Origin of the sequence: Butyrivibrio sp. Su6, assembly GCF_900108105.1 — a bacterium.
GTDB lineage: Bacteria > Bacillota > Clostridia > Lachnospirales > Lachnospiraceae > Butyrivibrio.
The window spans coordinates 73,418-86,516 of the sequence record NZ_FNUR01000001.1 but is presented as its reverse complement, the minus strand read 5'-3'; the positions used below and the strand labels follow the sequence as shown (position 1 = coordinate 86,516).

The window sequence follows — 13,099 nt, the reverse complement described above, 5'->3', positions numbered from 1 at the left end:
CCTTATTCATCCTGCTGTCTGATTAAAAGCTTCATCAGCAAACTGCCTTGTAAAGAGCTCGTGATAGAAACCTTTGAGCTTCATAAGCTCCTTGTGGGTTCCTCTCTCTATTATTTTACCATCCTGAACAACTAAAATGATATCTGCATCAACAATAGTTGAAAGTCTGTGCGCAATAACAAAGGAAGTTCTTCCCCTGGTAACAGTAACAATAGCATCCTGAATTGCCTTTTCAGTCACAGTATCAATAGAAGCTGTTGCCTCATCAAGAATAAGGATTTTGGGATCGGAAAGAATTGCTCTGGCAAAAGACAAAAGCTGCTTTTCACCGGTTGAGAGCATTCCTCCATCTTCTCCAACATCGCTGTCAAGGCCCTTATCCATGCGCTTAACAATTGCCTCGGCAGACACAAGGCGCAAGGCCTCCCAAATCTCATCATCCGTAGCGTCAGGCTTACCATACCTTAAATTATCCCTTACTGTTCCTGAAAAAAGATGTGGCGTTTGAAGAACATATCCAATGTTACTGTGAAGCCACAACTGAGACCTGTCCGCAGCATCTTTTCCATCAATAAGGACTTTTCCGCTTGTGGGCTTAAAAAATCTGCAGACAAGATTTACCAGCGTTGATTTTCCGGCACCAGTTTCACCCACGATGGCAACATTCGTGCCCTGTGGAACTTTTAGATTAAAATGCTCAAGGACATACTCATCCCCATCAGGATACTTAAAGGTCACATCCTTGAACTCAACATCGCCATAGAGTTCTTCCCAATTTTCTTTCTTTGGATTAAAGGTATCTCCATATTTTTCTATGACATCCGGTCTGTCTGAAACGTCGGACTCAGTCTCTATGAGCTTAAAAAATCTCTCGACATTTACCTGAACACTTATAAGCTCAGATATTGTGACGATAACGTTCTGAACAGGCTCCATAAGGCCAAGCGCATAAGACAGGAACACAGAGAGAGTACCAATCTGGATAACCCCCTCCATAGTTGCAAGGCCGCCTCTCCACAGTACAAGAGAAAGAGCCAATGAGGACATTAGTGTTATTGATGATGTGAAAAGCGCAGAGAAATGCGCTGTGTGTACCGAAGTTCTGTACATATTTCCGGTGTCTTTTTCAAAATCATTTTGGATCTTATCTTCTACAACCAGGGTTTTGATCGCTTTTGCACCGGTAATTCCCTCATTGAAATTACTTGTAATAGTAGAATTTATCTCACGAATCTTTCTGTTAAGAACGATGAGTTTTTTCTGGAAGTACATAGAGAAAAGAGCTGCCACAGGAACAAGAACTATTACATAAAGCGCCAGTTTCACATTGAGGAACAGCATCATAATAAGAACGCAGACAATATATGATCCATTCCATATAATGTCCATCATTCGCCATGATACCATTACTCCGATCTTGCCCGTATCGCTCATTACCCTTGCATGAATATATCCCACATTATTCTGGTTGAAATATGCGAACGAAAGCTCCTGCAGATGGTTAAAAGAAGCATTTCTAAGATCTCTGTCCATACTCATCTCAACCTGCCCGCAGACATAGGTAGATATATAATTATCAATTACCTGCAGAATAAGGATAACAAGGTAAAGGATCACAAAGCCTCCAAGGCCTTCTAATGTCTTTTTACCTACAAAATTATCAAGCGCATACCTGTTAAAGATAGGATAAATGGAATCAACGAGAGAACTTAGTATTCCCAAAGTGACCATAAATACTATCTTAGGAAGATATGGCTTAATAAATGGATATAGTTTTGGTATTCCAAAAAATGGTAGTTTTGTTAATTGTTCGTTTTTCATATTCCCTGCATCTGTATATCGTAGATTTTTTTATAAATACCGTTGTTCTTTAAAAGCACGTCATGCGGGCCCTCTTCCGCCACCTTGCCATGATCAAGAACTATAATGTGATCCGCATGCATAAGAGTTGTTATTCTGTGAGAAATAAGGACCACTGTTGTATCGTAAGTAGACTCTAAAAGGCCACGCCTTATCCTGGCATCTGTTCCCGTGTCGACGGCAGAAAGTGAATCATCAAATATCATTACAGGCGGCTTTGAAACAAGAACCTGCGCTATCGCCGTTCTCTGCTTCTGTCCTCCTGACAATGTCACACCTCGCTCGCCTACATAGGTGTCATACCCCTGTCCAAAGTTCTGAATAGTCTCATCCAAAGCAGCTACTTTCGCAGCATCCCTTACCTGTTTAAGATCATTATCCTTAAGGGTTATACCTATGTTTTCAGACAAGGTCCTTGAAAACAGGAAGGGTTCCTGAAGCACAAGGCCAATGTTCTTTCTTAAATGACTTGCCTTGATGTCCTTAATATCAGTATCTCCGACTGTTATTTTTCCGCAGCCCTCAGGAAGGTCATACAGTCTGTCCAAAAGATACATGAGCGTTGATTTACCAGACCCTGTTCCGCCCAGGATTCCAACCGTTGTTCCTGCTTTTATGGTGAAGCTTACATTATTTAGAACTTCTTCAGAACCATTTCCATAGGTAAAAGAAACATTTTCAAAAGAAATATCCTGATTCATTGGTACTTCTTTTGCATTTTCTTTATCCTTCTCAACTTCAGAATTCATGATATATCTGATACGTTCAATAGAAACTCCGGCCTTACTCATCTCAGAGATGATTCTTCCAAGCGCCCTTACAGGCCATGTAAGCATAGCATTGTATGAAACAAATGCAATATACTCACCAACCGTAATACTCCCATTTACTGCAAAAACCGCGCCCACAACAGTTACCAGCATAACCTGGCATCCCGAGATCAGATCGTTTGAAGACCAGAACAAGGACAATATCCTCATGATCTCTATCCAGAGATTTGTGTACTCATAGTTCTGTTTTTCAAATCTTTCTTTTTCATACTGCTCTCTTCCAAAGGCCCTGACAACCCTCACACCTGTGAGATTTTCCTGGGCTGTAGCTGATAGCCTTCCTTCCTCATTGTCAGCTTTTTCAAAGCTTCTGCTGATCTTGTTGTGAAAAATGAATGAATACAGTACCACAATAGGAATGAAAACCGCAGAAAAAATAGAAAGCACACCGTTTATCTGGATCATAAAATACATGGCAATGATGATCCTGATAATGATCCTGACTAAAGACAAGAGTTGTTCTGATATGAACATCTTTACAGTATCAACGTCTGAAGTGCACCTCTGGATGATATCACCTGTATGATTCTCACTGTGCCAGGAAAAAGTCAGATGCATGATATGCTCAAAAAGTTTATCTCGCATCCTCTGGATAAGCCTCTCCGCAGCATGAGCATTGCACACTTTAAACAAATATCTGCATATTGCTGATAAAAGAGCAAATAGAGCAACTAAAAGGGCCATGATATAGATATGGTCTTTAAGAAATGCCCTGTCACCTATTGCATTCAATAAAAGTCTCAAATACGCAGGTATGCTCCCACTTTCATCCGGAACATCAACTAGTAGATAATCGACCGTGTACTGAACAACCTTGGGACTTATGAGTTCAAAAAATGTTATCCCAAAGGAAAGAATGACTGAAAGGCAAAAGAAAGTCTTACTCCCTCTAAGGAAAAACCACACAAGTTCAGATTTTGTATTAAATTTATGATTGATTGTCTTTTCTGTTTTATTGTTCATATGTAAAAAAATCCTGATCCAATGCTGTGATAATTATAGTAAAAGCGGCACAGTTAAGCCATGCCGCTCAAAAATCATTATATCAATTGTATACCTCTTTTTAAAGCATTATTGTAATGATTATTTAATAGGAATTTCATAATTTATACATTGAGATATTAAAAAATTTAATTCCCTATATGCTATTATATAATAGTATAAATATTATCGTGATGCCGTTATTTTCAAGTATCTTTTGGAGGATAAAAATGTCTGGTATCAATTATGAAACACTAAAAACAATAGTAAATATGTGTAACATGCCCTCTGCTATTCTGTCAGTTGAAAAAAATGATGACGGAACCTGCGGAAAGATTCTCATGGCTGCAACGAACGACAAATTCAGTATGACCGGAGAAGACGTTGAAGGCCAGCCCTATGACCTGAAAATACCAAGAGATCCAAAATTCGAAGAGATATTGTTTAAAGCAGCCTGGAGTAACGAGCACTATCACGCCTATGTCGACACAACAAGGCTTTACGGCTATTGGACTGAAGATATAGTCATTCCCATAAACAATAATGGTGATTCCAAAATCGGATATTGCCAGTTTATCTACAATCTCAGTAAAGAAATGGATTCCGGCAAGTACTCCATTATTTCACCGGATATAGCAAGCTTTGTCATCAGGACCTGCCTTAACCTCAGGAAAAATGACGATTTCTACACCACTATGAATCTCGTAACAAAAGAAATCCGCGAATTCACTGATTCTTTTGCCACATCTATTGTCACAGTCTCAAAAGATCTCTATCAGTTCGAAGTTATCAGCGAATCCGTCAGAAATAACCTTGTCAACATACATGACATCTTCACTGATATTCCATATGAAATAGTTGAATCATGGGAAGATCTTATTTCAGGCACAGACTGCATCATCATTCGAAACGAACAGGATATGTGCGATATTGAAAAGCGAGCACCTGAGTGGGTAAAGACACTTAGGACAAATGATGTAAAGAACCTTTGCCTTGCGCCTTTTATCCATCAAAACATGGTAATCGGATATCTTTTCATCACTAATTTCGATATCAGCCAGCTGGCACGATTCAAAGACACAATTGAGATGGTCGCTTTCTTCCTGGCTTCAGAGGCAGCGCACCACATCTTTATTGATAAATTAAGAAGTCTGAGTTCCCTTGATATCCGTACCGGTGTTCAGAACAGAAACGCCATGAACACAAAGGTTGACGAACTTGCCATGGAACTTAAGATGGCTCCTGTTCCTTACAGTGTTGCTTTCTGTACCTTGAGCACCTTAAAAACCATCAATATAAATCAGGGACATGATGCCGGAAACAATCTCCTTAGAGATGCAGGAAAGATACTTCGCGAAGTATTTAAAGATGATTTTATTTACAGATCTGCAGGCGATGAATTTGCAGTAATATCAACAAACAGCTCCGAAGCCGAATTCAGCAAAAAGATCGACACCTTAAAAGAGAAAGCTTCAGACCCTGAATGGGTATATTTCTCAGTAGGTTACTATACAGACACAACAGAAGGTTCACTTCATACAGCTATGAGATTTGCAAATCAGTACGTCCAGGAATTTAAAGAAGAATTCTATTACACTCACCCGGAGATGATAAAATAATATGACAAATGAAACCTATTTGAAATTAAAAGATTATGTTAATCAACTCCCAATTCCAAGTACGATCATGGCTGTTGAGAAGCTCCCTGACGGCAGTTGTGGTGAAGTGCGCTTTGCTGTTATAAATGATCATTTAAAGAAAAACTATTACGATATTTTTGTTGGTACCGAGCATGATGCTGGCGTTGATTATGAATCCTTTGATAAACACCTTGAAGGACAGCTCTATACCATGCACCTTCCAAAGGAGCCAAATTTTGAAGATGTTTGTTTCAGAGCTGCATGGAAAGGTGAGTTTATAAACACCTATGTTGACACCTCTAAAGTTTACGGTTTTTGGACTCAGGACATCCTTAATCCCATCATGGAAAAATGCGATGATCCTGCTATCTCCTACTGCCAGTTCTCCTATACTTTGAATAAAGAAATGGACACAGGCAAATTTGCAGCCGTTTCTCCAGACATTGCGAGCTTTGTTATAAAGGCCTGTCTCGAGCTTAGAAATGAGCATAAATTCCTTGATAGCATGGAAATTGTCACAAAAGACATCCTTGAGTATACGAATTCATATGCAGCAAGCACACTTACAATAGACAAAGAATTCAGATCCTTTGATATAATCAGTGCTGCTTCATCGGATCCTCACAACGATATCCGTGGCGTCTTCTCTTCTTTTCCTTATGAGATTGTGGAATGCTGGGAAGAGCTTGTAAAAAAGACAAACAGCATCATTATAAAAGATGAACATGATCTGGACTATTATGAGGCGAAAGCCCCTGCCTGGGTTAAGACCTTGAGAATAAATAAAGTTCAAAGTCTGTGTCTTGTTCCCTTTACCCACAACGGAGAAACAATAGGTTACCTCTACATCACCAACTTCGATGTAAGTCATCTTGTAAGGATAAAAGAAACTATTGAACTTATCTCATTCTTTTTATCATCTGAAGTTGCTAACCACCTGTTTTTACAAAGGCTCGAGTATCTCAGTAACGTTGATATGCTTACAGGAGTATTTAACAGAAACTGCATGAACGTAAATGTAGACGAGCTGGCACTTAAACTTGAATTTAACCCACGGCCTTTCAACGTAGCCTTCTGCGACCTGAATGGTCTTAAGACAATAAATGATAATGGCGGCCACGAACAGGGCGATAAACTTCTTGTTTATGCTGCTGATGTGTTAAAAGAAGTTTTTGCAACAGACAAGATTTACAGGGCAGGCGGTGATGAATTTACGATTATATCCTTCGATAGTGAAAAGAATTTCGAAGAAAAGATAAAACTCCTTCGTGAAAAAGCATCTGATCCCGACTGGCTCCATTTTGCCATTGGTTACTATCATGATGCAGACTCAGGTAATCTCCGTCTTGCCATGCGCTACGCAGATGAACGCATGTATAAAGACAAAAACAAATTCTACGAACAATACCCCGATAAAAGGCGTTAAAAAAAGCGAGTGCTTAGCACTCGCTCTTTTTGTATTTTAATAAGGAAGTTCGGCTCTCGCACTTCGTGCTCGCCCGAACGACCATGCTGACTAGACTCGACAAGACCTCGTCAAGTCATCATGGTCAGAACTTACCTGCCTTTGCAGCCTCTTCGATAGAAACGGCTGTTGAAACTGTCATACCAACCATAGGGTTGTTACCAGCGCCGATAAGACCCATCATCTCTACGTGAGCAGGAACTGATGAAGAACCAGCGAACTGAGCATCTGAGTGCATACGTCCCATAGTATCTGTCATACCATAAGAAGCAGGACCAGCTGCCATGTTATCTGGGTGAAGTGTACGACCTGTACCACCGCCTGATGCTACTGAGAAGTACTTCTTACCAGCTTCAACACGCTCTTTCTTGTATGTACCTGCAACTGGGTGCTGGAATCTTGTAGGATTTGTTGAGTTACCTGTGATAGATACATCAACGTTCTCCTTCCACATGATAGCTACACCTTCCTGAACGTCGTTAGCGCCGTAGCAGTTAACCTTTGCACGAGGTGAATTAGCATCCTTAGAATAGCACTTTCTGAATACTTCCTTAACTTCGCCTGTGTAGTAATCATACTCTGTCTCAACATATGTGAATCCGTTGATACGAGAAATGATCTGAGCAGCGTCTTTTCCAAGACCGTTAAGAATAACTCTAAGAGGTTTCTGACGAACCTTGTTAGCCTTCTCTGCGATACCGATAGCACCCTCAGCAGCTGCGAATGACTCGTGACCAGCAAGGAATGCGAAGCACTCTGTATCCTCTTCAAGAAGCATCTTTCCAAGGTTACCATGTCCAAGACCTACTTTACGTCTGTCAGCAACTGATCCAGGGATACAGAAAGCCTGAAGACCAATTCCGATTGCTGCAGCAGCGTCAGCAGCCTTGCGGCAGTTCTTTTTGATTGCGATAGCAGCGCCTACTGTGTAAGCCCACTTTGCATTTTCGAAGCAGATTGGCTGGATGCCTTCGATAAGCTTGTAAACATCGATGCCAGCTGCCATTGTAATATCTCTACACTCTTCGATAGAAGAAATTCCATACTCCTTAAGGCAAGCCAGGATCTGGGGCTCTCTTCTTTCATATGATTCAAATAAAGCCATTGTATATTTTCCTCCTTACCTATTACTCGTGTCTTGGATCGATGCAACGAACTGCATCTGCAACACGTCCATACTGTCCCTTAGCCTTCTCAAGAGCTGTGTTTGCATCATCACCAGCCTTGATGAAGTCCATCATCTTACCAAAGTTAACATACTTGTATCCGATGATCTCATCGTTCTCATCAAGTGCGATATCTGTGATGTAACCATCTGTAAGTTCAAGGTAACGAGGTCCCTTTTCAAGTGTACCGTATGTTGTACCAACCATTGAACGGTTACCCTTACCAAGATCCTCAAGACCAGCACCGATCTGAAGACCATCCTCTGAGAATGCAGACTGTGTTCTGCCGTAAACGATCTGAAGGAAGAGCTCTCTCATAGCTGTGTTGATAGCGTCACAAACAAGGTCTGTGTTAAGAGCTTCAAGAACTGTAAGTCCTGGAAGAATTTCAGAAGCCATAGCTGCTGAATGTGTCATTCCTGAACATCCGATAGTCTCAACAAGTGCCTCCTGAATGATACCATCCTTAACATTTAAGGAAAGCTTACAGCAGCCCTGCTGTGGAGCACACCAGCCGATACCATGTGTATAGCCGGAAATATCCTTTATTTCTTTTGACTTAACCCACTTAGCCTCTTCCGGAATGGGAGCTGCACCATGGTGTACCCCTTGTGTAACAGGGCACATGTTTTTTACCTCTGTAGAGTAAATCATGAAAAAATCTCCTTTCGTATTGTGAAGTAACTTTCATTACTTGCTACCTAATTTTAGACTGGCCATAAAGCGATGCCTGCCAAGCATCAAGCCAAAGATAATGCCTTCTGAAAACATACCCTCAGAAAACACCATCATTATTTTTGCACATAATGATGCTAATTTCAATAACGTTGTTTATTTTTTAACAGATTTTTTAGTCTTATCTTCTCAGATATGTTATTATTGTGTTGTTAATTCAAAAATATAGGTGAGGTATTTAACATGGAAGAATTTAAGATTTCAAATATGTATGATTTAAATGAGACTATCGCTGCTGATTATATGAAAACAAAAGAATATCCATGGGAGCTTCTTGCAGGTATCAAGGATTACATCATTGAACTTGGAAACAGCCTTCCAGCTGATAAATATGAAAAACGCGGTGAAAATGTATGGGTTGCAAAGAGCGCTAAGGTCTTTGATTCAGCTTACCTTGGCGGACCATGTATCATAGATGAGGATGCAGAAATCAGACAGTGCGCATTCATAAGAGGAAGCGCAATCGTTGGTAAAGGAGCTGTTGTTGGAAATTCAACCGAGCTTAAGAATGTAATTCTTTTCAACAAGGTTCAGGTTCCTCATTATAACTATGTTGGAGATTCAATCCTTGGATTCAAGGCTCACATGGGAGCAGGTTCTATCACTTCAAATGTTAAGAGCGACAAGACTTTGGTCGTAGTTAAGAACGGCGCTGACGACAAGGTAGAGACAGGTCTTAAGAAAATGGGCGCAATGCTCGGTGACAATGTTGAAGTTGGCTGCAACTCAGTTCTTAACCCCGGAACAGTCATCGGAAGAAACTGCAACGTATATCCACTCTCTTCTGTTCGTGGCTGCATTCCTGAAGGCCACATCTTCAAAGATAAAGATCACGTAGTAAAAAAGAATTAAATTATCAAACAATAATTGGTTCAAAAGAATTGATCCTTATTACGAATGCTTACGCCGATGGCGTAAGCATTCTTTTTTTATCAGTTCATCCTTTACAGTAATAACCATATGATGAAACAAATATGTGTATTGGAAACGATACTTTAATCAATGGAATGAAGACAGAGGGACGGTTCAATTGACTTATAAAAAGTCATTTGAACCGTCCCTGTTATTCTACGTATAAGCGTAAGAAATTGGGAATTGATTACGGCTCCGTACGCCACCATTGACTGAACCTGAGAAAAACGCCTTGGTCAGCGAGCCGACGGTGAGGATGATGGGAACAGTAGATAGATTCTTGCACCGTCGGATCCAGTATTGTAGCGTTTTCCTCATGCCCCGTCAATGGCAAGCACCTTGCGGTGTGGCTGATTTTAATTGCCTCAGGCTCTGACTCCGAGAACAGTATATGTTGATTCCTCTAGAACGTATAAGGCTTTATTCCCTCGGCTCCCAATGTTATGAGAGCGAGCTGCTGTTTTGGGCATATAGCTTGTTTTTAATAGCTCGGCCACCTGTAATAAAACCGTTTTTGGGCTTATAGCCGGATATCAGGCTTGCAGCCACCCTTTTAATGGGTGGCCAGAGGCTTGAAATCAGCCTATATGCCCATTTGAGCGCTCGTGAGGGGTGGCTGGCCTCACAAAAAGCTGCTATATGCCCAAACCATTATTCTTCACGATCATATGGACTGAATGGAACATAGAAAATTCGGATTATCAAAGCGAAGTGGGTATATAGTCATATTTTTTAAGTTAACACATCCATCGACAGTATTTTCAGGAAGTGAAACTGGGCATATACGAGAAAAAATGGATTGCCACATCCATTGGATGAGTGAACTGAGGACATATGATCTCTATATAATGGTGTGGTAACCTCAAATAAGGCCGTATATGCCCAAAATCACAAGTCAAAAACCAAGTCGCATGGTGTCGTAAGCTCAAAAATCAGGATATATTTCCAAAACAGAATCTTCGCTCTCTTTACATTGAAAGACGCAGACATATAGTCACATACATCCTTAAAAGTAGCCACCCCCTACTGTTCTCGGATTTGGATCCTGAGGCACCTTAACCAGGCCACACCGAAGGTGCTTGCCATTGACGGGTTCTGGGGAAAACGCTAAAATGCTGAATCCGACGGTGAGATAAAATCTACTGTTCCCATCATCCTCACCGTCGGCAGAGCCTGCAGGGCGTTTTCCTCAGGCTCAGTCAATGGTGGCGGACGGAGCCACAACATAAACTTTTCTCAGAAGGTCATATACGTATCCAACTCACTTACGCATATACAAAGGAAGAGTATTCCGTTGAAAGCCAATTACATTCAACGGAATACTCTCCCTAATCTACAGCGTAACAAATTGAGAATGAAGTTGTGAATAATCTCATTCTCTTTCACTGCCTCTAAGTTTATTTAGCATCTATCCCATAAACCATATACAGCAGAAAAGCCATATTTAGCTTTCAGAATATCTTTCAGCTTATCAAAAGGAATCTCTTCATCCTTAAAATAAATGAATCCGTCAGTTTCATTAAGGTGTGTAATAAAAATCGAAAGCTCCGTTTCTTTCACGCTTCTAAACTGCCCTACGCTTCTATAATCCTCTTTTACAGGTAGTACAAAGTCTTCAATATCCTGATGCCTTGCATACCTGATGCTACCCTGCCACTCATTATCTATGTTGGTAAGGTCCATGGTTACTTCGGGAAATTCATTTCTGTCACACTCTCCCGGAAGTGGTCCGTTACCATGCCTTGTAACATAAGATCTGGTAACATAGACCGCTCTATCAAGTTTCAAATTTCTTTCATCAAGAAAAGATGCTATATTCCAAAGACCGGTTTTTGAAGGTGTAAGGTATGGAGCAAACTTTTTATAGTCATTATCAAGTAAAAGTCCCTGCCCGGTCTCAAAAACGACCTGACTATACCCAAGCAAGAAATCGGTTGAAGCATCTATTATTTCAATATGCTTCACCGTCTCTTTTATACTCTCCGCAAAGTTCGCAAGTACATCGCTGTTTGTAAGCATATCATAGTAATCTGCTTTTTCACCCGGGTTATTTTCCTCAAACAGAATCTTTATAAAATCCAGATTTTTCTGACCATATTTATTTCTAAAATCAATCAGTGTATCAAGAAGCTCTTTAAAAGACTTATCCCGCACATCACAGACAGTCAGAACCAGTCCGCATTCGTGTCTGTTCAGGCACTCATTTATGCCCATTCCGCAGCTGCCGTGCCGCTCTTTCCCTCTGGCAGATTCAATGAACATATTTCGAAGCACATCATCTATGATCGTGATCCTTGTATTCTTTTCGGCATATATCTTCGGAGTAAAGCCATATAAAGCCTCAAACTCTTTTAACTCATTTCCAAGCTGAAAAAGGTCGATCAAAAAAGTATCTGCCAAAAGCGTATCTGCGCCATACTCAGCCCCGGATCCTATCTGATGATGAATGAACCGCTTTCCGCTCTCATCCTCCACGGTATGCCCTGCCTGGCCGCCTCCGTTATGCTTTATAATCAGCGTCCTTTTTTCTTTTTTGGCAAAAGAGGCACAGACAAGGCCTTTACCTTCATCTCCAAAGTTTTTCCCAATGACAGCAATGGCTTTCATAAACTGATTCCGTTATCTTCAAAAGAAAGTCGTGAAAGAACAGCACCTATAGCAGGTCTGTCAAGCTCCTCCCACTGCTCCAAAACTTCCTCAAGTTTTTTACCCTTCTGCATCTGTATAGTGCTGATAATGATCTCAGGAATATTACCGATATGCTGGCGTTCTATAATGATCGTGTGTCCCGGTAAAAGATTCTGATTTTCAATGTTTCCTTGATCAATCGTTATGTGGAATACGTTAAACTTTTTCTGAACAGCAGCAAGTACCGCTTCCCTTGAAATATATCCGGTTTTATCACCGATAACTCTTTCAATGGTATCTTTTACATACTCTTTTCTGATTGTTGCCTTGTCACCAATTGTAAAAAGAAATCCCTTTTCATTTCTCTTATTGATGGCATCAATGTTTGTGTGATGGGCAAGGAACTCCCAAAGGCATGTAGGTACTACTTCTCCATAGCCATGATTTTCAAAATAAATATCCAAAAGCTGCTGCGCAATACGGATATCAGATTCAAACTGAGTAACCTGAAGTGGTGAATTGTCCAGATAATCACCGTATGCTGCGCACATTAAAGCCGGATCTTCTACAGCTCCTGTAGAGTACAATTTTGTGATAAGCTCATTTAAAGCGTTTGTAGCAACTTCAACTGCCAGATATCCCATAGACCCAGTGACATCAAGGCCAACAACGATAGGTGTTGTATTTGGATGATCTTCTGAATCGAAGCACTCTCTTGTTCCTATATATTTTGGATCATATTTGGGATCGCACTGTTTTTTTGTAAAAACCTCTTCTACACTCTGATTTCTTGACAGATTTCTGCTGTTTTTTAGCTTAACCCAATCTGATGCTGAATAACTTCCATATCCCATTTTCTTTTTCCCCTTTTTTCATACTTTT

9 protein-coding genes are annotated in these 13,099 nt (G+C 40.5%); 3 read left to right on the top strand and 6 right to left on the bottom strand.

The annotated features are described in order from the left end of the window. Window positions 1-6 precede the first annotated feature (6 nt). Window positions 7-1,821, bottom strand: a complete 1,815-nt coding sequence (locus tag C4S54_RS00265) for an ABC transporter ATP-binding protein (protein WP_103867759.1) — start codon at window positions 1,819-1,821, stop codon at window positions 7-9. Next, complete coding sequence (locus tag C4S54_RS00260) at window positions 1,818-3,653, bottom strand: ABC transporter ATP-binding protein (protein ID WP_103867758.1); 1,836 nt, start codon at window positions 3,651-3,653, stop codon at window positions 1,818-1,820. The genes C4S54_RS00265 and C4S54_RS00260 overlap by 4 nt, the downstream gene beginning before the upstream one ends. A gap of 248 nt (window positions 3,654-3,901) precedes the next feature. Here C4S54_RS00260 and C4S54_RS00255 point away from each other — a divergent pair, with 248 nt between their 5' ends. After that, window positions 3,902-5,290: a GGDEF domain-containing protein gene (locus tag C4S54_RS00255; RefSeq protein ID WP_160110641.1), complete on the top strand. Its 1,389-nt coding sequence runs from the start codon at window positions 3,902-3,904 to the stop codon at window positions 5,288-5,290. A 1-nt stretch (window position 5,291) separates the two neighbouring features. Beyond that, window positions 5,292-6,737 (top strand): GGDEF domain-containing protein, encoded by a 1,446-nt coding sequence (locus C4S54_RS00250; protein ID WP_103867756.1) that lies wholly within the window; start codon window positions 5,292-5,294, stop codon window positions 6,735-6,737. Window positions 6,738-6,861: 124 nt separating this feature from the next. Here the strand turns inward: C4S54_RS00250 and C4S54_RS00245 are convergent, their stop codons facing one another. After that, on the bottom strand, window positions 6,862-7,881 hold the full coding sequence (locus tag C4S54_RS00245; RefSeq protein WP_103867755.1) for a GGGtGRT protein: 1,020 nt from the start codon (window positions 7,879-7,881) through the stop codon (window positions 6,862-6,864). 22 nt (window positions 7,882-7,903) lie between these two features. Continuing rightward, entirely contained in the window at window positions 7,904-8,596 is a 693-nt protein-coding gene (locus C4S54_RS00240; protein WP_022773289.1) for an iron-sulfur cluster assembly scaffold protein, read from the bottom strand. A gap of 264 nt (window positions 8,597-8,860) precedes the next feature. Here C4S54_RS00240 and C4S54_RS00235 point away from each other — a divergent pair, with 264 nt between their 5' ends. Then, a complete protein-coding gene (locus tag C4S54_RS00235) occupies window positions 8,861-9,529 on the top strand; it encodes a UDP-N-acetylglucosamine pyrophosphorylase (protein WP_103867754.1) in 669 nt (222 codons plus the stop codon). Between the two features lie 1,461 nt (window positions 9,530-10,990). Here C4S54_RS00235 and C4S54_RS00230 read toward each other — a convergent pair. Both C4S54_RS00230 and C4S54_RS00225 read right to left on the bottom strand, forming a co-directional pair. Next, window positions 10,991-12,196, bottom strand: coding sequence for an adenylosuccinate synthetase (locus tag C4S54_RS00230; protein WP_103867753.1), 1,206 nt, complete (start codon window positions 12,194-12,196; stop codon window positions 10,991-10,993). Next, window positions 12,193-13,071 carry a hypothetical protein gene (locus tag C4S54_RS00225; RefSeq protein ID WP_103867752.1) on the bottom strand — a complete coding sequence of 293 codons (879 nt, stop codon included), beginning with the start codon at window positions 13,069-13,071 and terminating at the stop codon, window positions 12,193-12,195. Before C4S54_RS00225 ends, C4S54_RS00230 begins: the two co-directional genes overlap by 4 nt. Window positions 13,072-13,099: the final 28 nt, after the last annotated feature.

Excerpts from the sequence above, each read along its gene's own strand:
- C4S54_RS00255 (WP_160110641.1), top strand. The coding sequence starts at position 3,902 with ATGTCTGGTATCAATTATGAAACACTAAAAACAATAGTAAATATGTGT.
- C4S54_RS00260 (WP_103867758.1), bottom strand. The coding sequence starts at position 3,653 with ATGAACAATAAAACAGAAAAGACAATCAATCATAAATTTAATACAAAA.
- C4S54_RS00235 (WP_103867754.1), top strand. The coding sequence starts at position 8,861 with ATGGAAGAATTTAAGATTTCAAATATGTATGATTTAAATGAGACTATC.
- C4S54_RS00245 (WP_103867755.1), bottom strand. The coding sequence starts at position 7,881 with ATGGCTTTATTTGAATCATATGAAAGAAGAGAGCCCCAGATCCTGGCT.
- C4S54_RS00225 (WP_103867752.1), bottom strand. The coding sequence starts at position 13,071 with ATGGGATATGGAAGTTATTCAGCATCAGATTGGGTTAAGCTAAAAAAC.
- C4S54_RS00230 (WP_103867753.1), bottom strand. The coding sequence starts at position 12,196 with ATGAAAGCCATTGCTGTCATTGGGAAAAACTTTGGAGATGAAGGTAAA.
- C4S54_RS00240 (WP_022773289.1), bottom strand. The coding sequence starts at position 8,596 with ATGATTTACTCTACAGAGGTAAAAAACATGTGCCCTGTTACACAAGGG.
- C4S54_RS00250 (WP_103867756.1), top strand. The coding sequence starts at position 5,292 with ATGACAAATGAAACCTATTTGAAATTAAAAGATTATGTTAATCAACTC.
- C4S54_RS00265 (WP_103867759.1), bottom strand. The coding sequence starts at position 1,821 with ATGAAAAACGAACAATTAACAAAACTACCATTTTTTGGAATACCAAAA.